The 21,664-nt window shown below is 70.0% G+C and carries 19 protein-coding genes and 1 other RNA gene; 15 read left to right on the top strand and 5 right to left on the bottom strand.

The genetic code is table 11. The annotated features are described in order from the left end of the window. Positions 1-60 precede the first annotated feature (60 nt). Positions 61-443, bottom strand: a transfer-messenger RNA (tmRNA) gene (ssrA, locus tag MKL20_RS17565). Here ssrA and MKL20_RS17560 point away from each other — a divergent pair. From MKL20_RS17560 to MKL20_RS17530, 7 genes are all read left to right on the top strand, one after another. Beyond that, positions 435-1,292: a CPBP family intramembrane glutamic endopeptidase gene (locus tag MKL20_RS17560; protein ID WP_279594823.1), complete on the top strand. Its 858-nt coding sequence runs from the start codon at positions 435-437 to the stop codon at positions 1,290-1,292. The genes ssrA and MKL20_RS17560 overlap by 9 nt on opposite strands. Before the next feature lie 98 nt (positions 1,293-1,390). Beyond that, positions 1,391-2,185, top strand: a complete 795-nt coding sequence (locus MKL20_RS17555; protein ID WP_244037743.1) for a thymidylate synthase — start codon at positions 1,391-1,393, stop codon at positions 2,183-2,185. Continuing rightward, on the top strand, positions 2,182-2,673 hold the full coding sequence (locus tag MKL20_RS17550) for a dihydrofolate reductase (RefSeq protein WP_244037742.1): 492 nt from the start codon (positions 2,182-2,184) through the stop codon (positions 2,671-2,673). The genes MKL20_RS17555 and MKL20_RS17550 overlap by 4 nt, the downstream gene beginning before the upstream one ends. A 294-nt stretch (positions 2,674-2,967) precedes the next feature. Continuing rightward, positions 2,968-4,161 carry an FtsH protease activity modulator HflK gene (gene hflK, locus MKL20_RS17545; protein ID WP_243963826.1) on the top strand — a complete coding sequence of 398 codons (1,194 nt, stop codon included), beginning with the start codon at positions 2,968-2,970 and terminating at the stop codon, positions 4,159-4,161. Further along, positions 4,158-5,111, top strand: coding sequence for a protease modulator HflC (gene hflC / locus MKL20_RS17540; protein ID WP_244037741.1), 954 nt, complete (start codon positions 4,158-4,160; stop codon positions 5,109-5,111). The genes hflK and hflC overlap by 4 nt, the downstream gene beginning before the upstream one ends. Positions 5,112-5,218: 107 nt before the next feature. Next, entirely contained in the window at positions 5,219-6,766 is a 1,548-nt protein-coding gene (locus MKL20_RS17535) for a Do family serine endopeptidase (RefSeq protein ID WP_244037740.1), read from the top strand. A gap of 164 nt (positions 6,767-6,930) precedes the next feature. Further along, a complete protein-coding gene (locus tag MKL20_RS17530; protein ID WP_244037739.1) occupies positions 6,931-7,524 on the top strand; it encodes a hypothetical protein in 594 nt (197 codons plus the stop codon). A gap of 4 nt (positions 7,525-7,528) precedes the next feature. Here the strand turns inward: MKL20_RS17530 and serB are convergent, their stop codons facing one another. Then, positions 7,529-8,422 (bottom strand): phosphoserine phosphatase SerB, encoded by an 894-nt coding sequence (gene serB / locus MKL20_RS17525; protein ID WP_244037738.1) that lies wholly within the window; start codon positions 8,420-8,422, stop codon positions 7,529-7,531. A gap of 14 nt (positions 8,423-8,436) precedes the next feature. Here serB and miaA point away from each other — a divergent pair, with 14 nt between their 5' ends. Further along, positions 8,437-9,351, top strand: a complete 915-nt coding sequence (gene miaA / locus MKL20_RS17520) for a tRNA (adenosine(37)-N6)-dimethylallyltransferase MiaA (RefSeq protein WP_244037737.1) — start codon at positions 8,437-8,439, stop codon at positions 9,349-9,351. Between the two features lie 276 nt (positions 9,352-9,627). Here miaA and MKL20_RS17515 read toward each other — a convergent pair whose 3' ends face one another. Next, positions 9,628-10,494 carry an NAD(P)-dependent oxidoreductase gene (locus tag MKL20_RS17515; protein ID WP_243963838.1) on the bottom strand — a complete coding sequence of 289 codons (867 nt, stop codon included), beginning with the start codon at positions 10,492-10,494 and terminating at the stop codon, positions 9,628-9,630. A 286-nt stretch (positions 10,495-10,780) separates the two neighbouring features. Between MKL20_RS17515 and MKL20_RS17510 the strand changes: the two genes are divergently transcribed. The 7 genes from MKL20_RS17510 (at position 10,781) to MKL20_RS17480 (ending at position 19,226) form a co-directional block, all read left to right on the top strand. After that, positions 10,781-12,841 (top strand): carbon starvation CstA family protein, encoded by a 2,061-nt coding sequence (locus MKL20_RS17510; RefSeq protein WP_244037736.1) that lies wholly within the window; start codon positions 10,781-10,783, stop codon positions 12,839-12,841. 8 nt (positions 12,842-12,849) lie between these two features. After that, complete coding sequence (locus MKL20_RS17505; RefSeq protein WP_244037735.1) at positions 12,850-13,071, top strand: YbdD/YjiX family protein; 222 nt, start codon at positions 12,850-12,852, stop codon at positions 13,069-13,071. A gap of 307 nt (positions 13,072-13,378) precedes the next feature. After that, on the top strand, positions 13,379-13,813 hold the full coding sequence (locus tag MKL20_RS17500) for a tellurite resistance TerB family protein (protein WP_243963844.1): 435 nt from the start codon (positions 13,379-13,381) through the stop codon (positions 13,811-13,813). A 181-nt stretch (positions 13,814-13,994) separates the two neighbouring features. Then, positions 13,995-15,215, top strand: a complete 1,221-nt coding sequence (locus tag MKL20_RS17495; RefSeq protein WP_244037734.1) for a YjgN family protein — start codon at positions 13,995-13,997, stop codon at positions 15,213-15,215. 10 nt (positions 15,216-15,225) lie between these two features. Beyond that, on the top strand, positions 15,226-16,314 hold the full coding sequence (locus MKL20_RS17490; RefSeq protein ID WP_244037733.1) for a M48 family metallopeptidase: 1,089 nt from the start codon (positions 15,226-15,228) through the stop codon (positions 16,312-16,314). 373 nt (positions 16,315-16,687) lie between these two features. Then, positions 16,688-18,202 carry a sugar ABC transporter ATP-binding protein gene (locus MKL20_RS17485; protein WP_279594822.1) on the top strand — a complete coding sequence of 505 codons (1,515 nt, stop codon included), beginning with the start codon at positions 16,688-16,690 and terminating at the stop codon, positions 18,200-18,202. A gap of 10 nt (positions 18,203-18,212) precedes the next feature. Next, on the top strand, positions 18,213-19,226 hold the full coding sequence (locus MKL20_RS17480) for an ABC transporter permease (RefSeq protein ID WP_244037732.1): 1,014 nt from the start codon (positions 18,213-18,215) through the stop codon (positions 19,224-19,226). Positions 19,227-19,341: 115 nt separating this feature from the next. Here the strand turns inward: MKL20_RS17480 and MKL20_RS17475 are convergent, their stop codons facing one another. Beyond that, positions 19,342-20,379, bottom strand: a complete 1,038-nt coding sequence (locus MKL20_RS17475; protein ID WP_244037731.1) for a substrate-binding domain-containing protein — start codon at positions 20,377-20,379, stop codon at positions 19,342-19,344. 14 nt (positions 20,380-20,393) lie between these two features. Continuing rightward, positions 20,394-21,656: an acyl-CoA dehydrogenase family protein gene (locus MKL20_RS17470; RefSeq protein ID WP_244037730.1), complete on the bottom strand. Its 1,263-nt coding sequence runs from the start codon at positions 21,654-21,656 to the stop codon at positions 20,394-20,396. Positions 21,657-21,664: the final 8 nt, after the last annotated feature.

Here is a 21,664-nt window from a genome sequence, read left to right as displayed (position 1 = left end):
TCGCGCTCTAGCCCGGTCTGCGCCCGGCGCCCCGCCGCGGATGGCCGGACCGAGGAAATGAGTGAAGGCTTCTGGTGCCAGGCGCCTTCATGCCCCGCCTAGACGATGCGAACCGCTAGGACTTGAGACCGATCTTGGAGACCGCTTACGCGGCCACCGCCACCGAAGCAAAGTTGTCGTTGGCAACTGTTGCAGAGGCCCGATAACGGCGGAACCATGCCGAGCGAAAGATCAACCTTTACGCCTTCGTCGATCCTAGCTTCGCCCCCGCCTGAGACCAGTCCATCTCCGACCGCCTTGCGGCCATCGGTCCTGGGCTCAGGTGGAGGCGCCGGGTACCGCCCCCGGGTCCGATAGGTTTATTCCGAAGACCGTTTATCGCCATAGCCGGCCTCGCGACCGGCTCTCAAGATATAGAGGGGATCGGTCCGGTTTTGAAGCCCGATCGTGTCGCGCCACTGTCTCAGGGCGAACCTCTTGATGCGGCTGTTGCCGGAAATGCGCAGTCGCGCGGTTCCGAGCCCGACGGGCCACGCCGAAGCGACCGGATCTGGGGCGCTGTCTGGCGCCTGGGCGTCCTGGTTGCCCTCGTGCTCGTGTATCTCGGCGCCGCGAGCCTGCTCTCCCTCGCCAGCGTCCGCGTCGGCTTCGACCTGTGGGCCGGGATCGACCCGTTCCTGCCGCCCGAGCGGCGCCCGTTCCTCGGCGCGGTGGACCTCGCCCACCGCGCCTTCGCGGTCGACGCCCTGCGCCAGGTCTACCTCGCCGCCCTGGTGCTTGGCGGGGCGTGGTGGCGCGACCGGGCCGGCTGGCGCCGGCGCCTGGCGCTCGATCGCGAGCGCCCGAACGGGATTCGCCCGGTGGCGCTGCTGGCGCTCCTCCTGGTCTGGCCGGTGCTGCACATCGCCTGGGTCACCGGCACGGCCGAGCTGTTCGGCGCGAGCTTCGGCCGGCGGGTGACGCTGTCGCCGTTCATGAGCCAGAGCGCGGTCGTGGCCTGGCTGCTCTACCTTGCGGTGCTGGCCCCCGTGGCCGAGGAGCTGCTGCTGCGCGGCGAGGCCTTCGCCCGCGCCCGGGAGGCCTTGGGGCCCGTCGGCGCCGTGCTGGTCACCGCCGTGATCTTCGCCGCCGCCCATGTCTCGTCCTGGGGGCTCGCCCGGCCGGTCTCGCTGCTGCCCCTGGCGCTGGTGCTCGGCTGGCTGCGCTGGCGCACCGGCCGGCTCTGGCCCGGCATCGCGCTCCACGGCTGGTCGAACCTCGCCTTGGTGACCTACGTGCTCTGGCCGACCTGAGCGCGAGACGACGCTTAGGCCTCTTCGTCACCGGTGATGACGGTGGATAGACTGGTCGTGCGCTTGCCCGCGGCCCCTCTCACGCGCAGGACTATCCGATGGACGCCTATCATACCCTTTTGCGGCGCATCCTCGACGAGGGCGTGGCCAAGGACGACCGGACCGGGACCGGGACGATCTCGGTGTTCGGCCACCAGATGCGCTTCGATCTCGCCGCGGGCTTCCCGCTGGTCACCACGAAGCGCCTGCACCTGCGCTCGATCATCCACGAGCTGCTCTGGTTCCTGGCCGGCGATACCAACGTGGCCGCCCTCCGGGCCAACGGCGTGACGATCTGGGACGAGTGGGCCGACGCGCACGGCGATCTCGGCCCGGTCTACGGCCGGCAATGGCGCTCCTGGACCAAGCCCGATGGCGGCAGCGTCGATCAGATCGCGTGGCTGCTCGACGAGATCCGGCGCAATCCCGATTCCCGCCGCCTGATCGTCTCTGCCTGGAACCCGGCCGACCTCGACCGGATGGCGCTCGCCCCCTGCCACTGCCTGTTCCAGTTCTACGTGAGCGAGGGGCGGCTCTCCTGCCAGCTCTACCAGCGCTCGGCCGACGCCTTCCTGGGCGTGCCGTTCAACATCGCCAGCTACGCGCTCCTGACCCACATGATCGCCCAGGAGACCGGGCTCGGGGTCGGCGACTTCGTGCACACGTTCGGCGACGCGCATCTCTACCGCAATCACCTGGAGCAGACCCGGACCCTGCTCGACCGGGCCCCGCGCCCGCTGCCGCGGCTCGAGCTCAACCCGGAAATCCGCGACCTTTTCGCCTTCCGGTACGAGGACATCACCATCGCGGGCTACGATCCGCACCCGGCCATCTCGGCGCCGGTGGCGGTATGAGCGCGATGGTCTCGCTGGTCGCCGCAGTGGCCCGCAACGGCGTGATCGGCCGCGACAATGGGCTCGCCTGGCATCTCTCCAGTGACCTGAAGCGGTTCAAGGCACTGACCATGGGCAAGCCGATGCTGATGGGCCGGCGGACCTGGGCCTCGATCGGCCGGCCGCTGCCGGGCCGCCGCACGCTCGTGCTCACCCGCGACCGCGGCTTCCGCGCCGAGGGCGCCGAGACCGTCCACGATTGGGACGCCGCCCTGGCGGCCGCAGCCGGGCCGGAGTTGATGGTCGTGGGCGGGGCGGAGATCTACGCGCTGGCCCTGACGCATGCCGACCGGCTCCACCTTACCGAGGTCGAGGCCGAGCCCGAGGGCGACGTGCGCTTTCCCGCCTTCGACCGCGCCGCGTTCCGGGAGACGTTCCGCGAGGCGCACCCGGCCGGCCCGCGCGATGAGCACGCCTTCGCGTTCGTCGATTGGGTACGCATCCGCTGAGGCGCGCCGCCGCGGTTGTGTTCCGGCCTGTGCGTGCCCACCTGCCAGCCTTGACAGCATGGGGCGCACACCCGCAGGTGCCTGTCGGGTATGCGTTCTCATGGGGTCCCAAGCCTCGCGAGAAGAGACGCCCACGCAGGTGTTTAGCCGCCAAACGAGCCTGTTCGCGACGCGAGCGGTTCAATTCAGGCGGGACTAGGCGGGCGAGCGTGGCCGTTCAGGCAGGGAGACGCAGTCCGGGGAGCACGTTTCGCGTGCGGACCGGGCGCGGGCAGGCAGGAGACGACGGCTAGGATGCTTTGGAGCAATCAGAGCGGCGGTGGCGGCGGCGGCCCGTGGGGTCGGCCCGGCGGCAACGGCGGCGGCCCATGGGGTAATGGCGGCGGCGGCAAGACCCCGCCCAACCTTGAGGACCTGCTCCGGCGCGGGCAGGACCGCCTGCGCGGTCTGATCCCGGGCGGCGGCAACACCGGCGGCGGCTATGGCGGCGGTGGCCCCAGCGGCATCGGCGGTGGCCGGAGCGCCGCGGTGATCGGGGCGCTCGCGGTCGCGGTCTGGCTCGCCACCGGCTTCTACACCGTCTACCCGCGCCAGGTCGGCATCGAGACGATCTTCGGCCGCTACGTCGGCACCAAGGGCGAGGGCCTGCGCTACAACTTCCCCTATCCGATCGGCGGCGTGGTCAAGCCGGATGTCGGCTCGCAGAACTCCATCCAGATCGGGTTCCGCTCCGGTCCCGGCGCCCAGGGCCGCAACCGCGACGTACCGGACGAGAGCCTGATCCTCACCGGCGACGAGAACATCGTCGATCTCGACTTCGAGGTGCAGTGGCGGATCAACCCGCTCAAGGCCTCCGACTTCGTGTTCAACCTCCAGAATCCGGAAGGCACCATCAAGGCGATCTCCGAGAGCGCGATGCGCGAGGTGATCGGCCGCCGCAACATCCAGGCGATCCTCACCAACGAGCAGTCGAGCATCGCCCAGGAGGTCAAGGAGATGGTCCAGAAGGCGCTGGACGAGTACGGCGCCGGCGTGCGCATCGAGGTGGTGCAGCTCGTCTCGGTCAACCCGCCGCCGGAAGTCCGGCCGGCCTTCATCGACGTGAACGCCGCCCAGCAGGACGCCGACACGGCGCAGAACGAGGCCAAGACCTACGCCAGCCGCGAAGTGCCGCAGGCCAGGGGCCGGGCGTCGCAGATCTTCCAGCAGGCCGAGGCCTACCGGACGAAGGCGACGGCCGACGCCACCGGCCAGGCCGCGCGCTTCAGTGAGGTCTACGCCTCCTACAAGGCCGCCCCGGCCATCAGCCGCGAGCGGCTCTTCCTGGAGACGATGGAGAAGGTCCTGGGCTCCGTGAACAAGGTGATCATCGACCAGAACGGCGCGCAGCCGGGCTCGGGCACCGCCGCCGGTGTCCTGCCGGTGCTGCCGCTCACCGAGTTCGGCGCCCGCGCCCCGTCCCCGACCGCGACGGGAGCCGCCCGATGAAACAGGCTCTCCGCACCGGCCTGATCGCGGTCGCCGCGATCGTCGCGATCGGGCTCTACGCCTCGATCTTCACCGTCGGCCAGATGCAGCAGGCCCTCGTCCTGCAATTCGGCCGCGTCCGCGCCGTGCTCAACGCCACCGGCGAGGAGAAGCCCGGCCTCTACTTCAAGGTGCCGTTCGTCGAGAACGTCGTGATCTTCGACAAGCGCGTGCTCGATCTCGACCTGCCGGTGCAGACGGTGCTCACCGCCGACCGGCAGAACCTGGAAGTGGACGCCTTCGCGCGCTACCGCATCCTCGATCCGCTGCGCTTCTACCAGGCGGTGGGCAATATCGGGCTCGCCAACCAGCGGCTCGCCAGCTTCACCAATTCCGGCCTGCGCAACGTGCTCGCCCGCTCGACCCGCGACGCCATCGTCAAGACCGACCGCGGCCAGCTGATGCACCAGATCCAGGAGGACGTGAACCGGCAGGCCAAGGCGCTGGGCATCGAGATCGTCGATCTGCGCATGACCCGGGTCGACCTGCCGGCGCAGAACTCGGCCGCCGTCTACAAGCGGATGAAGACCGAGCGCGAGCGTGAGGCCGCCGACATCCGCGCCAACGGCGACCAGAGCGCCGCCACGATCCGCGCCAAGGCCGACCGCGAGGTCACCGTGATCCTCGCCGAGGCGACCCAGAAATCCGAGCAGCTGCGCGGCCAGGGCGACGCCGACAAGAACCGGATCCTCGCCGAGGCGTTCGGCAAGGACCCGGACTTCTTCAGCTTCTACCGCTCGATGCAGGCCTACGAGACCGGGCTGAAGGGCTCCGACACGCGGCTGGTGATCAGCCCAAGCTCGGACTTCTTCCGCTACTTCAGCGACCCGCAGGGCCGGGCGACGGCCTCGGCGCCGCGCCCCCCCCGCGGGCCCGCGGACCCGACCGCCTCCACCGGCGCGACGCGCTGACCGCTGGCGCCCCGGCGCCAGCGGACTACGATGCAGGACCATCCGCGGGCGGCCGATCCAGGTCGGCGGCCCGCGAAACCGGAACCGCGTTCTTGAAGAGGTCGACCATGCACCCCGTCGCGAGCGCCCCCCGGGCGTCCTTCGGCTGCGCGCAGGCGCAGCCCCGTTCCCGAGCCCGCGCGTTCATGGCGGCGATCCTGGTCGGCGCCTCCTTCGCGACCGCGGCCCTGCCGGTCCCGGCCTTCGCCAAGGGCCCGGCCTCCCTCGCCGACCTCGCCGATCAGGTCACCGACGCGGTGGTGAACATCTCCGCCTCCACCACGGTCGAGGCGCGCAGCAGCCGCGCCGGGCCGCAGCTGCCCCCGGGCACGCCCTTCGAGGACCTGTTCGAGGAGTTCTTCAACCGCCGCGGCGGCAAGGGCGGCAATGGCGGGGAGCGCGGCGACAACGACACGCCGCGCCAGCAGCGCAAGTCGAACTCCCTGGGCTCCGGCTTCATCATCGACGCCTCCGGGATCGTGGTGACCAACAACCACGTCATCGGCGACGCCAACGACATCCAGGTGATCCTGCACGACGGCACCAAGCTGAAGGCCGAGATCATCGGCAAGGATTCGAAGATCGACCTGGCGGTGCTGCGGGTGAAGCCCACCGCCGAGCGCCCCCTGAAAGCGGTTCCGTTCGGAAATTCCGAGACGATGCGCCCGGGCGATTGGGTGATCGCCATCGGCAACCCGTTTGGCCTCGGCGGCTCGGTCTCGGCCGGCATCGTCTCGGCGCGCGGTCGGAACATCGAGTCCGGACCCTACGACAACTACATCCAGACGGATGCGGCCATCAACAAGGGCAATTCCGGCGGCCCGCTGTTCAACATGGACGGCGAGGTGATCGGCATCAACACAGCGATCCTGTCGCCCACCGGCGGCTCGGTGGGCATCGGCTTCGCGGTGCCCTCGGACACGGCCAAGCCGGTGATCGACCAGCTGCGCGACTTCGGCGAGGTCCGCCGCGGCTGGCTCGGCGTGCGCATCCAGAACGTCGACGACGCCACCGCGGAGGCGCTCAACCTCAAGGGCGGCGCGCGCGGCGCCCTGGTGGCCGGCGTCGACGAGAAGGGCCCGGCCAAGACCGCCGGGATCGATGTCGGCGACGTGATCGTGAAGTTCAACGGCGCCCCTGTGAAGGCGTCGGGCGACCTGCCCCGGATCGTCGCCTCGACCCCCGTCGGCCAGAAGGTCGACGTGGTCGTGGTTCGCAAGGGCGAGGAGCTGACCAAGCCGGTCACGCTGGGCCGGCTCGAGGATACCGACAAGCCGCAGCTCGCCAACCTGCGCCAGCCCGAGCCCGAGAGTGCGACCCGTCAGGCGCTGGGTCTTAACCTCTCCGGCATCACCGACGAGCTGCGCAAGAAGTTCGGGATCAAGGACACCGTGAAGGGCGTGGTCGTCACCCGGGTCGACCCGAACTCGACCGCCGCCGACAAGCGCATCCAGCCCGGTGAGGTGATCGTCGAGGTCGGCCAGGAGGCGGTGAACACGCCGGCCGAGGTGACCAAGCGGGTCGAGGCCCTGAAGAAGGAAGGGCGCAAGTCGGTCCTTCTGCTGGTGGCGAGCGCCACCGGCGACGTGCGCTTCGTGGCGATCGGGCTCGACTGAGCCGGTTCCACATCGAGAAGCCGAGGGCCGTCGCTCCGAAAGGATGCGGCGGCCTTCATTTTTGGGTCGAGGCTAGGTGGCTCAGGGAGAGCCGCTGCGCGGCACGTCTTTCAGCTGGGTCCCGGGTCGCATTCCGCTGACGCTCCATGCGCCCGGGAAAGGGCGTGGCGATCCATCCTACCCTGCCTCTTTTCCCAGACAGGTGGAGCGAAGCGGAACCTGATCCGGGACCCAGCACGGAACGCGCCGCGAAGCGGCTCGACAGTGGGTGGGGAGGGTACATTGACGCGGCGGATCCGTGCAGCACACTGGCGTCGCGAGTCGATGCGGCTCGGACGCTCTCGAACCCCATGACGGCCGTCGCCTTCGACACCCTGAAATTCGCCCGCGCCCTGCGCGAGAAGGCGAAGCTGTCACCCGAGCAGGCCGAGGGCTTGGCGGATGCGCTGGTCGATGTCTTTGACGGAACCCTTGCGACGAAGGCTGACATCCGCGACGTTCAGGCTGAGATCCAGGCCGTTCGCGGCGATTTCGGAGCCGTGAAGATCCAGACCCGCGCCGATATCGACGCGCCGCGGCTCGCGGCCAGGACGCGCATCGAAACCCAGAGCCCCTTTGTCAGGGACGGTATCGAGCGGATCAGAACAACCGGCACCTCCGCCGACATAGACGTCCGGTACTGGATCGTCGGCGCAATCGGCCTTCAGACCCTCGTCTACCTGTACGCGCTCGTGGTCTTCGCCCTGGCCCTTCGCTGACCCCTCACGCCACGAACTCCGCCGCCGCATAGCCCTGCAAGTACAGCAGCGCGGTGAGGTCGCCGTGCTCGATCCGGACCCGGGCGGCCGCCGCGACCGCGGGCTTGGCCCGGAAGGCGACGCCGAGGCCGGCTTCCGCCAGCATGTCGAGGTCGTTGGCGCCGTCGCCGACCGCCAGGGTCTCGGCGGGGCCGAGCCCGAGGGCGTCGCGCAGCTCGATCAGCGTCGCGCGCTTCTCCGCCTTGCCGACGATCGGGTCTTCCACGGTGCCGGTGAGCCGTCCGTCCGCGACGCCGAGCACGTTGGCCCGGTGCTCCTCGAACCCGATCATCCCGGCGATCGGGCCGGTGAACAGGGTGAAGCCCCCCGAGACCAGGCAGGTCCGGACCCCGTGCGCCCGCATCGTCCGCACCAGCGTCGGGCCGCCCGGGGTGAGGCTGAGCTGATCGGCGATCAGTCCATCGACCGCCGTAACGGGAATATTCTTGAGGAGCGCCACGCGCTCGCGGAGCGCCGGCTCGAACGCGATCTCGCCGCGCATCGCCCGCTCGGTGATCGCCGCGACATGGTCTTTGAGGCCCAGCGTCCCGGCGAGCTCGTCGATGCATTCCTGCTCGATCATGGTCGAATCCATGTCGGCCAGGAACAGGCGCTTGCGCCGGTGCGAATCGGCCGGCAGTACGGCGAGGTCGATCGGCTCGCCCGAGAGCGCGCTCCGCAGCCGTTCCGTGAGAGCGCCCACGTCGGCGGCATCGCCCGGCACCAGCACCTCGGCGGCGACCTCTCCGTGCAGGATCCGGGGCGGGTGCTCCGTCCGCAGCACCGCGCGCGCCTCAGCCAGCACCGCGTCGGTGATGGACGGCCGAGCCGGGTTTGCTATCAGGACCGCGACCAGCATCGTGGAGTTTCGCCTTGCCAGACCGGGAAGAGACCGGGGGGCGCCCGGCGGCGATCCTCATCGCAGGGCCCACCGCCTCGGGCAAGTCGGCGCTCGCCGCCCGGCTGGCGCTGCGCCACGGCGGCGTGGTGATCAACACCGATTCCATGCAGGTCTACCGCGACCTGCGCCGCCTCACCGCCCGGCCCGACCCCGACGAGGAGGCGCGGGTGCCTCACCGGCTCTACGGCCATGTCGACGGGGCGGTGAACTATTCCGTAGGCTATTTCTCCCGGGACGCCACCGCCCTCCTGGCGGATCTCGACGGCCGGCTGCCCGTCTTCGTCGGCGGCACCGGCCTGTATGTCCGGGCCCTGGAGCAGGGGTTTTCGGAATTGCCGCCGGTGCCGGACGCGGTCCGCGCGCAGGTGCGGGACGAGGCCGAGGGCCGCCCGACCGAAGCGCTGCACGCCGACCTCGCCAGGCACGATCCCGAGGGCGCCGCCCGCCTGCGCCCGAGCGACCGCATGCGGGTGATGCGCGCCCTGGAGATTTTTCTGGCGACCGGCCGGCCGATCGCGAGTTTTTACGGCGATCCCGTGCCGGGACCGCTGGCCGGTAAAAACCTCCAAAAACTCTTCCTGGCGCCCGACCGCACGCTGCTGCGCGCCCGCATCGACGCCCGATTCCACACGATGATTGCCGAAGGCGCCCTGGACGAGGTCTTTCGCCTGCGCGCGCGGAATCTCGATCCGATGCTGCCGGTGATGCGCGCCCACGGCGTGCCGGGCCTGATCGCCCATCTCGACGGGACGCTTTCGCTGGAAGAGGCGATCGCCCGCGGCCAAGCCGATACGAGGGCCTACGCCAAGCGTCAGTTCACCTGGTTCCGCCACCAGATGGGGATGGATTGGCGCTGGCTCGATCCGGAGGCCGCGGCTGCGTTGTGAGGGGCGGGGGCACGCGTCTCTCCCGCTCCCCTCTGCAGGCGACGATGTTCTCACATCGTCTTCTGTCATACTCGACAGGCTCCCTCTCCCGTGCGGGAGAGGGTTGGGGTGAGGGATACGCCCTTTCCGGAAAGACCGGGTCCCTCACCCTGTCCCTCTCCCGCACGGGAGAGGGGACCCGAGCCACATCCGGCGATGTGCGAAACTGCCAGCCCCTGTAGGGGAAAAAGCGCTCCTGCTCTTTACAGGCTGGCGCAGATCAAAAAAACGCCGCCCTCAGCGCTCCAGGCGCGCCACCAGGCTCGACGTGTCCCAGCGGTTGCCGCCCATGGACTGCACCTCGGCGTAGAACTGGTCGACCAGGGCCGAGACCGGGAGCTTGGCGCCGTTGCGGCGGGCTTCGTCCAGCAGGATGCCGAGATCCTTGCGCATCCAGTCCACCGCGAAGCCGAAATCGAACTTGCCCTGGTTCATGGTCTTGCCGCGGTTCTCCATCTGCCAGGAGCCGGCGGCGCCCTTGGAGATCACGTCGAGCACCGCCTCCACGTCGAGGCCGGCACGCTTGGCGAAGTGGACGCCCTCGGACAGGCCCTGGACCAGCCCGGCGATGCAGATCTGGTTGACCATCTTGGTGAGCTGGCCGGAGCCCACCGGGCCCATCAGCCGGCAGGCCCGGGCGAAGGAGCCGATCGCCGCCTCGACCTTGGCGTAGGTCTCCGGCGCGCCGCCGCACATCACGGTGAGCACGCCGTTCTCGGCGCCGGCCTGGCCGCCGGAGACCGGTGCGTCGATGAAGCCGAGCCCCTTGGCCTCGGCGGCCGCGGCGAGCTCCCGGGCGACCTCGGCCGACGCGGTGGTGTGATCGACGAACACCGAACCGGCCGTCATGCCGGCGAGCGCGCCGTCATCGCCCAGCACGACGCTGCGCAGGTCGTCGTCGTTGCCGACGCAGGCGAACACGATCTCGGCGCCCGCGACCGCCTCCCGGGGCGTGGCCGCGAAGGCGCCGCCATGGGCCTTCACCCAGGCCTCCGCCTTGGGGGTGGTCCGGTTGTAGACGGTGACGTCGTGGCCCTTCTTGGCCAGGTGTCCGGCCATCGGGCCGCCCATCACGCCGAGACCCAGGAATGCGACCTTCGCCATTGTTGTCCGCTCCTCCCAGGGCCGAATCGCGCCGGCACCGGGCCTGCGCGCGAGGCGCAGGCGGCGACGGGTTCCGGGGCCGACCGCGACGACGGCCGGGGCCGTGACGATGGCCCGATGTAACAGATCGGGCGTCGTGCCGCCCGCGAAGCTGCATCACAGCTCGGATCGCTTGCGTCAACGGCGGACGAATAGGATAAACCCACGGTGTAGCCCGGGACCTGCGAGTCCCAGCCGGAGGTCCCAGCGGCCCCGAGCATGAGGCGTTCGGTAGGGAGCGGGACGGATGGGTACGGCGATCGGCAGGCATGGGCCCTGGGCCCTCGTGGGAGCGCTCGGCGCCGCGGCTTTGGCGATCGTGGCCACCCAGCGCGGCGAGACGATCAACGCGCTCTGGATCGTGGTCGCGGCGGTCTGCGTCTACATGATCGCCTATCGCTACTACTCGAAATTCATCGCCGAGAAGGTGATGCGCCTCGATCCGAAGCGTCAGACGCCGGCGGTGCGGCACAATGACGGGCTCGACTATGTGCCCACCAACCGCAGCGTGCTGTTCGGCCACCATTTCGCGGCGATCGCGGGGGCGGGCCCGCTGGTTGGCCCGGTGCTGGCCGCGCAGATGGGCTACCTGCCCGGCATGCTGTGGATCCTGGCTGGCGTGGTGCTGGCCGGGGCGGTGCAGGACTTCATGGTCCTGTTCGTGTCGATGCGCCGGGACGGCCGGTCGCTCGGCGAGCTGATCCGGGCCGAGCTCGGCACCGTGCCGGGCATCATCGCGCTGTTCGGCACCTTCCTGATCATGGTGATCCTGCTGGCCGTGCTGGCGCTGATCGTGGTCAAGGCGCTGGCCGAGAGCCCGTGGGGCACCTTCACGGTGATGTCGACGATCCCGATCGCGATGCTGATGGGCGTGTATTCGCGCTACATCCGCCCGGGCCGGATCGGCGAGGTCTCGATCCTCGGCTTCGTCCTGCTGATGCTGGCGATCGTCGGCGGCGGCTCGGTCGCGGCGAGCCCGGTCTGGGGGCCGGCCTTCACCTTCACCGGCCCGCAGCTGTGCTGGATGCTGATCGGCTACGGCTTCGTCGCGTCGATCCTGCCGGTCTGGCTGCTGCTGGCGCCGCGGGACTACCTCTCGACCTTCCTCAAGATCGGCACCATCGTCGGCTTGGCTCTGGGCATCGCGGTCGTCGCGCCGCACATGCAGATGCCCGCGACGACCAAGTTCATCGACGGCACCGGGCCGGTCTGGGCCGGCAGCCTGTTCCCGTTCCTGTTCATCACCATCGCCTGCGGCGCGGTCTCGGGCTTCCACGCCCTGATCTCGTCGGGCACCACCCCGAAGCTGATCGCCAGCGAGTCGGATGCCCGCTTCATCGGCTACGGCGGCATGCTGATGGAATCGTTCGTGGCGATCATGGCGCTGGTCTCGGCCTGCGTGATCGACCCGGGCGTCTACTTCACCATGAACTCGCCCGCGGCTCTGCTCGGCACCACGCCCGAGACCGCTGCCGCGGCCGTGACCAAGCTCGGCTTCGCGACCACCCCGGAGGTGATCACCCAGACCGCCGCGGATGTCGGCGAGCGCACGATCATCTCCCGCGCCGGCGGTGCCCCGACCCTGGCGGTGGGCATGGCCCACATCATCTCCTCGGCCATCGGCGGCAAGGCGATGATGGCCTTCTGGTACCATTTCGCGATCCTGTTCGAGGCTTTGTTCATCCTCACGGCCGTGGATGCGGGCACCCGCGCCTGCCGGTTCATGGTGCAGGATCTCGTCGCGCTGGCGGTGCCCTCGTTCAAGAACACCACGTCCTGGGGGCCGAGCATCGCGGCCACCGCGATCGCGGTCGGCGCCTGGGGCTACTTCCTGTACCAGGGGGTGACCGACCCGCTCGGCGGCATCAACACCCTGTGGCCGCTGTTCGGCATCTCCAACCAGATGCTGGCCGCGGTGGCGCTGACGCTCTGCACCGTGGTGATCTTCAAGATGAAGCGCGAGCGCTACGCGTTCGTGACCATCATCCCGACCGCGTGGCTGTGCCTGTGCACCCTCACGGCCGGCTGGCAGAAGATCATGTCCGCCGACCCCAAGATCGGGTTCCTGGCCCATGCCGAGCGCTACGCGACGGCCGCCGCCGAGGGCAAGCTCCTGGCGCCGGCCAAGAACGCCGATCAGATGGCGCAGATCATCCTCAACGACCGGATCGACGCCGTGCTGGCGGCCCTGTTCATCGGCCTCGTGGTCGCCATCGCGGGCTTCGGCATCGCCGCCTGCCTGAAGGCATTGCGGGCCGATCGCTGGACCGCCCTCGAGACCGATCCGCGCCTGGCTGCGGCCGAGTAGGAACCGCCATGGAGCAACCGCAGAGCCTGCGCAGCCGCCTCCAGACGCTGTCCAAATGCGTCTGCGACGGCGCTCGGCTGATGGTGGGGCAGGGCGATTACGCGGCCTACGCCGCACATATCCGTCGCACCCATCCCGACCAGGCGCCGATGACCGAGCTGGAATTCTTCCGCAATCGCGAGAACGCCCGCTTCGGCGTGGGGAACACGTCGGGGTTTCGCTGCTGCTGAGGGGAGAGACGCCGGCGTCAAACGGTGCGGGGCCTGTGGTCCCGCACCGTCATTGCGAGCGCAGCGAAGCAACCGAGGGAAGCGCTACCTTCGGGGATCGCGCGCTGCGCTGGGTTGCTTCGCTGCGCTCGCAATGACGGCAAAGGCGGGTGCGCGCCTCAAACCGGAAACGGGACGAGCCGCCTGCGCCCCGCTCGCCCGCGAAACCATAAAGTGAGCGCGAAATGTCAGTCCCCGGCGCAAGCGCGGCCGGATCTTGACTCGGCCGCCACAATATCCGCCATCTCCCACCGCACGGGAGGTCGGCATGAGCATTTTCCAGGACGCCATCCTTCGGTTCGGCCGCACGATCATGTCGTATGCGGGCGATGCCGTCTTCCTTCAGGCGGCGGTCTCGGCCGCGGCCAACGTCATCGTGGCCGATGGCGACGTGGCCGAGGAGGAGATCGAATCGGCGATCAGCGGCATTCGCGCCAACCCGATCCTGGAGAAATCCTACGACACGCTGCGCGTCGAGCAGGAACTCTACGAGGCCATCGCCCGGGCCAAAACCCGGGCCGGCCGCCTGGAGAACCTGCGCCTCGTGGGCGCCATCGCCGAGCGGCCGATCGACCAGCGCCAGGACGTCTTTCTGATCGGCGCCGACGTGGCCGATTTCGGCGGCATCAGCGAAGTCGAGCACAAGGCGCTCGACGAGATCGGCGCGGCGCTGCACGTGGACAAGTCCGCGCTGCTGCGCTGAGCCGCCTCGAAGACGGGTCGTCCGGCGGGGTTTGACGGACCGCAACTGTCGGTCGTCGCCGGATCGACCTGACGGGCCCGGCGCGACTGCTTGGCGAGGGCCGGGCGTTGCTTGAACGTCACCGCGCAATGCGCAACGCTTCCGTAGGGCCGCGAATCGGCGGCCCGCCGGGGGGCGCGGGATGGACGTTCGGAACACGGTTTCGGCTGAGAGGCCCGAGCGTGGCGGGGAGATCGCCTTCGACAGGTCCCTCGCCGGGCTGACCGGGATCGTCGTGAAGGGGTTTTTGCTGTCGCTGGTCACCTCCGGCATCTATCGGTTCTGGTACGTGACCAACCTGCGGCGGTTCTTCTGGAGCCGCACCCTCGTGGACGGCTCGCCCGCCGCCTATACCGGCCGCGGCGAGGATCTGTTTCTCGGATTCCTCGTGGCGATCGTGCTTCTGGTGCCGATCTATGTCGGCCTGTTCGCGGTATCGCTGCTCTCGCCCGCGTTCCCAATCTTCGCGGGCGTCGTCAGCGTGGTTGTGCTGTTCGTCCTCGGACAATTCGCCCTCTATCGCGGGCGGCGCTACCGAGCCTCGCGGACCCTGTGGCGCGGCATCCGGCTTGGCCAGGACGGTTCGGGCCTGGCCTACGCCGCTTTGGCCGCGGGCTGGTGGATCGTCGTCCTGGCGACCCTCGGTCTTGCCTTCCCGTTCATGCGCGCGGCCCTCGAACGCTACCGCATTCGCCATACCCTGGTGGGTACGAGCCGGATGGAATCCCGGGCACGCGGTTTGGCTGTGCTGCCGAGCTGGCTGCTGATATGGGCCGCGGTCGTCGGAACGGTCGTTGCACTGATGATCCTGGCGACGCTGGGTATTCACGCCAGAGGCAGCCGCCTCGGTGAGGTTGTGCTGCCCATCCTGTCTATCCTGGTGATCCTTCCCGTTCCGGCGCTGTATCCATTCTACCGCGCCCGCGAGACCCGAGCCTTTCTGAGCGCCATCCGGCTGGACGGGGTCCGTCTCGTCTCGCAGATGAAAGCGTGGGACCTCTACCGCCCGCACCTGGCCTATCTCGTCCAGTGTCTGAAGCTCGGCATCCTGATCACCGTCGCGGCGGCCATCGTCGTGGTGATCATGATGGTGTCCGGCGACGCGGTCGCGCAGAGCGTCCGGTTTGCGATCGGTGCGATCATCGTCGTGGCCCTCTATGGCTGGTACCTCGTATCCTCGGTCGTCCTCTACGTCCGCGTGTTGAAGGCCGGCCTCTGGCGCGCTGTCGCCGAGACCACGCGGATCTCGGATGCGGCCGCCCTGGGAGCGATCGTCGCTTCCGCCCGCGGCCCCAGCAGCAGCCTGGGCGAGGGCATGGCCGACGCCCTCGACGTGGGCGGCGTCCTCGATATCGGGTTCTGAGGGACCGGATGTGACGGCACTCACCGGCGCGGGCCGCTACTTCGACGGCCGCACCGCACGGCCCGTCCCGGTCTCCCTGCGCCTCGAAGCCGGACGCTTTGAAGTGTCGGGCCCGGATCTCCGCCGGGACTGGAACGGCCTCGACCTGCGGGCCGAGGACGCGCGACCGCCCCTGATGCGGGTCGGGCCGGCGGATACGCCGGAGCGGGTCGAATTCTCGGACGAGGCCCTGGCCGCCGCCCTCGAAGCGCTCTGTCCGGACCTGCATGCCGGCCCGGCCGCGGAGGGCCGCACCCTGACGGTGGCGCTCTGGTCGATGGCGGCCGGGATCGCGCTCCTCGGGCTCGCGGCCTTCGGCGTGCCGGTCCTGGCCGACGCCTTGGCACCGCTGGTGCCCGCGGCGGTGGAGGACCGCCTCGGTGCCGCGACCGAGAAGCAGATCGGGTATCTGCTCGGCCACCCGCCGGCCTGCTCCGCCCCGGAGGGGCAGGCTGCCCTGGACCGGCTGGTGAGCAAGCTCGGTGCGGGACTGCCGTCCGGCCCGCGCGTGAGCGTGCGCCGCTCGACCACGGCCAATGCCCTGACCCTGCCCGGTGCCCGGGTGATCGTCCTGTCGGACCTGATCGCGCAGGCGCGGTCTCCGGACGAGTTTGCCGGTGTGCTCGCCCACGAATTCGGACACGTGGCGGCCCGGGACCCGACCCGGGCGCTGATCCGGAGTTCCGGCATCGCCTACCTGCTCGGCTACCTCGTCGGTGACCTGGCCGGCTCGGCCGTGATCGTCGCGCTGGGAGAGAACGCGCTCTCCGCCGGCTACAGCCGCGAGGCCGAACGAGCCGCCGACGCCTATTCTGTCGCCGCCATGACCCACGCCGGGGGCGATGCGACCGCCCTCGCGATCCTTCTGGAGCGGATCGCCGCCGATACCGGCGAGGACCTCGCCTTCATGCGCAGCCATCCCTTCACGCGGGAGCGGGCGGCTGCCATCCGGGCGCTCGCGGCCGCCGCTCCGCAACCGCTCGCGGGGCGTCGGCCGCTCCTCGACGCGCCGTCCTGGGATGCGCTCAAGGCGATCTGCGCGGCCCCCGCATCGCGGTAGAGCGCGCGCCGCCGAAGTGTGGACCGGTACGGCGGCTCCGTCGTCATCCTCGCGGGCGCAAACGGTGCTGCGGTACACCCTCGAAAGCAGCCCCTTCGGGAGCGGACGGTCCAGCCAGCGCATCTCACCGAAGTCATCGGTCGCGCCGAAACAAGTCGGCAACGCCTTCAGCCGAAAGCGGGTGAAATCGTGATGGTGGCAATGCTTTTGACCAGAAGGTGAAATAGAATAGCCGATCGATTTGCTCAGATCATAAAGCATGAGCAGCAGCGATCTGTTTTTTGCTTCAAGCCTGCGCTCAAAGCACTTGACATACGCTGATCTCCGATAGTGTTATATAAAGTCTGTCGGCAATTGCTTGGGAGCGACAAATTTGCCGGTGGTGCTCGCGGCGGAGGGGCTCACGAAGTGCTTCGGATCGACCCGGGCGCTCACCGATGTGTCGTTCGAGCTTCAGGCCGGCGAGGTGGTCGCCCTGATGGGCGCCAATGGGGCCGGCAAGTCGACCTTGGTGAAGATCCTGTGCGGCGTCCACGGTGCCGATGCCGGGTCAATCACCATCGGCGGGAAGACGATCGCGTTCGCCTCGCCGCGGCAGGCGCGAGAGCACGGGATCATCGCCGTGCATCAATCGATTGCCGATGTCGGCGTCCCGACTCTCTCGGTCGCCGACAACCTGCTGCTCGACCGCGCCTGCACGGGGCGGGGCCCGCTCCTGGTCGGCGGCCGGCGGAGCTTGCGCGCCGCCGCGGCGATCGCGGCCGGCATCGGCCTCGAGCTGGACCTGTCCCGGACCCTCGACGCGCTCTCGATTGCCGAGCGCCAGCTCGTCGCCATCGCGCGCGCCGTCGCGCACGACCCGGCCGTGCTGATCCTCGACGAGCCGACAGCCAGCCTCTCGGCCCCGGAATCCGATCGCCTGTTCGCGGTCCTCGACCGGCTCAGGGACCGGGGCGTCGGGCTGCTCTACATCTCGCACAAGACCGGTGATCTGCGCCGCATCGCCGACCGGATCGTGGTGCTGCGCGACGGCCGGGTCTCGGGCGAGTTCCGCCGGCCGCTGGATCTCGGCGCCGCGATCCGGGCGATGGTGGGCCACGCGGTCGGGCGCGCGGCGCCGCGCGATCCGGTGCCGGGCGGCGCGCCGATCCTGCGGCTGTCGCAGGCGCGCCTCGCCCCGGCCGCTGCGGCCTTCGATCTCGTCGCACATGCGGGCGAGGTCGTCGCGGTGACCGGGCCGGTGGGCGCCGGAAAGTCCACCCTCGCCGGTGCCATCTTCGGGCTCTGGCCGCTCGCGGCCGGGCACATGGAACTCGACGGCCAGCGCTGGCGGCCGCGCTCGGCCGGGGCCTCGGTCCGCAACGGCGTGTTCATGGCCGGCGAGGACCGCTGGCGCACCACCTTCTTCCCCGGCACCGTGCCCTTCGCGCAGATCGCCGGCACGATCGGCTTCCCCTTCCTCGACCGCTGGGGCCGGGCGGGCCTCGTCGCGCGGACGGCCGAGACGCGCGCGGCGCGCCGGCTCATCGCCGAATTCGGCATCAAGGCGCGCGGCCCCGAGGACCCGCCCGCCGCCCTCTCGGGCGGCAACCAGCAGAAGGTCGTCCTCGCCCGCTGGCACGCCGAGCCGGCGCGGCTGCTGCTGCTCGACGAGCCGTTCCAGGGCGTCGATGTCGGCGCCCGGGACGACATCATCCGGGCGATCCGGGTCCAGTCGCGGGACCGCGCCACGATCGTCTTCGTCAACGACCTCGAAGAGGCGCTGGAGGTCGGCGACCGGGTCGTGGTCATGGCCGATCGCGCCGTGGTCGGGGACGCCGCCGACCTTGCCCGGATCAGCGCGCTGCTGGCTTCAGGCGCCCCTTCGCCTCACCCCGCCGTTTCGTAGAGTCCCCGTCATGTTGTCGCCCGCCCGCGCTCCGAAGGGGGCCTTGTCCCTGCGTTGCCTCGCGATCGATTACGGGCTCCTGATCCTGCTTGTCGGACTGGTGGTGGTCTTCGCGGTCGCGCAGCCCGCCTTCCTGCGCGTCAACAACCTGTTCAGCATCCTGCAGGCCGTCGCCATCGTGGCGCTGCTCGGGGTCGGCGTGACGGTCACGATGATCGCCGGCGGGTTCGATCTCTCGGTCGGCGGGCTCGCCGCCTTCGTGCAGATGGCCGCCGCCTACAGCCTGATCGTGCTCGACGGCTCGACCGGCAGCACCATCCTGCTCTGCCTGGGAATCGGCGTGTTGGTCGGCCTCGGCAACGCGCTCCTGATCGTGCGGCTCGGCATCCCCGATCTCCTCGCGACCCTCGGGATGCTCTTCCTCCTGGCCGGCCTCCAGCTGATCCCGACCGGGGGCCGCTCGATCGCCCGGGGCATGACCCTGCTCGACGGGTCCGTGGCGGACGGCGCCTTCACCGACACGTTCCTCGCCCTCGGCCGGCATCGATTCTGCGACATCCTGCCGGTCCCGGTGGTGGTGCTCGCGGTCGTGGCCGCCGCGCTCTGGTTCGTGATGGATCTCACCCGCTTCGGCCGGGTGTTCCACGCGGTCGGCGGCAACGAACTGGCGGCGCGGCTCGCCGGTGCGCCGACGCGGGCCTACCGGGTTTGCGCCTACGTCATCTCCTCCACGGTGGCGTCCATCGGCGGCATCCTGATGGCCGCCCGGATCGGCCGGGGCGACGTTTCGGCCGGCAACGGGCTGATGCTGGATGCCATCGCGGCCGCGCTGATCGGCTACGCCGTGCTCGGCGCCAACCGGCCGAACATCCTCGGCACGGTCGTGGGCGCCGTGTTCGTGGGCGTCCTGCTCAACGGCCTGACGATGCTGAACGCCCCCTATTACCTCCAGGACTTCGTCAAGGGCGCCGTGCTGATCGGCGCCCTGACTGTCACCTACGGCCTTGCGCCGAAGCGGGCCTAGAGCCTCATCCCGAAAGGTGGTTTCCGGCTTTCGGAAAACGATGATGCAAAACCGAAGATCGCGCGCATCGCCCGGGTTCCGAGATCCAGGACGATGCGCGGATCGCGGCGGGCGATCAATGCGGCTTGGGGATCCAGGGGGCGGTCGCGGCCTCCGAATGGCCGAATGCCGGGATCCGGGCGTTCAGATCCGCGATCGTCTTCACCCCGGCTTCCCGAAGCGCCCCCTGCGTCAGCAGGATCGGCTCGACGGTGATCCGAGGCCCGGGATCCTGGCCGGCGAGGGCGAGCGCCGCGGCGCGGATCGACACCGCGCCGACCACCGCCGGATTCGTCGCGACGGTGGCGACCCAGGGGCTGCCGGGCTCGGTGATCTCGCCGATATCCGCGGTCGACACGTCGGCCGAATAGATCTTCACCCGGTCGGCGAGGTTCAATTCGTTCACCGCGAGCTTTGCGCCGCGCGCGAACTCGTCATACGGCGCAACAATCACCGTGATGCCCGGATTGGCACGCAGGGCCGCCTTGGCCTGATCGGCGACGACGCTCGCGGTCGCGTCGCTGACGGTGCCGAAGCGGGCCTTCTCGATCACCCCCGGATGGGCGGCCTTGAAGGCGGCCCAGACCGCGTCGCGGCGATCGAGGGGGTCGAAGCCGGCGACATAGATATAGGCCGCCTGAAAGCTGGTCCCGTTCTCCTGAACGACCTGATCCAGCGCCTTCTGGGCGAGCGCGCGATCGCTCTGCTCGACCTGCGGGATCCGCGGATGGTCGAGGTTCACGTCGAAGGCCACGACCTTGATGCCGGCATCGACCGCCTTCTGGGCGACGTCCTTGAGCGATTCGGGCAGGCCGTGATCGATCACGATCGCCTTGGCGCCGAGCGCGACGGCCTGCTCGACCTGCTCGCGCTCCTGGGCCGCGTCCTGCTTGCCCGGGAAGATCCGCAGATCGATGCCGAGCGCCTTGGCCTGCGCCCGGGCCCCGGCCTCGTAGGCCTGGTAGAAATCGCCGACCGACAGGTAGCGGACCAGGGCGACCGTGACGTCGCCGTGATCGAAGGGTGGCGGGGCACCGGCGAGGCCGCCCGCCCAGGCGGCGGTCGAGAGGCCGAGGGCCGCGACGGCGGCGCAGAGACGGAGACGCACGGACATGGCTTGCCTCGCTATCAGGATGCGGCCGGCAGGACGCGGCCGATCTTCCACTGGAATGGCGGCTCGGTGCCGTTGACCGCGAAGTCGCCGACGATCCGATCCTTGAAGATGCGCGGGTTGTGCGAGGCGATCGTGCGGGCGTTGCGCCAGTGCCGATCCAGGGCGTGCCGGCTGCTCGTCGCGGAGGCGCCCAGCGCGTCGAACAGGATCGTGCCGGCATCCAGGACGAGGCCGGTCAGCACGGTCTGCGCCTGGGCGAGCTCGATCTCCGAGGCGATGGTGATCGCCTGCGCTTCGTCTGTTGGCAGGGTCCCGACCCGGGCCTCGTAGGCGCGGTGCACCGCCTCCGCCGCCCGGGCGTTGATCGCCCCCGCCGCGTAGGCCAGCGCGTGCACCCGGCCGACCACCTGGAGCACCTGCGGGTCGGCGCTGGGCCGTGCGCCGGCGGCGTGGGAATAGGTCCGATCCCGGATGCGCACCGCCCGGGTCACTTCGTCGGCCGCCGCCCGGGCGATCCCGGTGAGCGTCGCGAGATGCACCGCCTGGAAGAACGCCGTGCCGTAGGCGAAGCGGACCTCGGTGGGCAGCGGCTCGCCGATGGCGGGCACGTCCGCGAACGTGGCGGTGCCGCTCGCAGTCAGCCGCTGGCCGAACCCGTCCCAATCGTCGAGGATCGCGACGCCGGGCGCGCGTGCCGACACGACCACCGAGGTCTCCTCCCCGGCCTCGCCGGTGCCGACCACGTCGATCCAGTCGGCGAAGAGCGAGCCGGTGGTGTAGTACTTTCGCCCCGTGAGTCCCCAGCCGTCGCCGCGCCGGTGGATGCGGGTCTCGAACGTGCCGACCACGGCGGTCCCGGTCTCCGACCAGGCGCCCCCGAACAGGTCGCCGGCCGCCAGGCGCTCGATCCAGCGTGCCCGGCGCGCATCGTGGGGAGCGCTGACGGTGTCCTCCGCGAAGCCGAAATGGTTGCGCAGGGCCTGAGGCAGGTTGGAATCGGCCTGCGCCAGCTCGGCGAGGAGGCCGAACAGGTCCGGCAGGCTCGCGCCGAAGCCGCCCTCCGCCTCCGGCACCCGCAGGGCGCCGAACCGTGCCGCGCGCAGCCAGCCCACGGCCTCCTCGGGCAAGCGGCGCTCCCGCTCGCGCGCGACGGCTCCCTCGCGGATCCGGGCGAAGATCGGCCGGAACCGAGCCGCCAGGCGCTCGTAATGCGGGCTCGGCGGAGAGCCCCAGGCGGAGCGCTCGGGGGGCCAGGGAGCGGCATCGGCTTGGCTCATCGGGTCGG

Source organism: Methylobacterium sp. E-066 (assembly GCF_022829635.1).
Lineage (GTDB): Bacteria > Pseudomonadota > Alphaproteobacteria > Rhizobiales > Beijerinckiaceae > Methylobacterium.
Note: the sequence above shows the minus strand (reverse complement) of the source record. Positions and strands in the feature narration are given on the sequence as shown.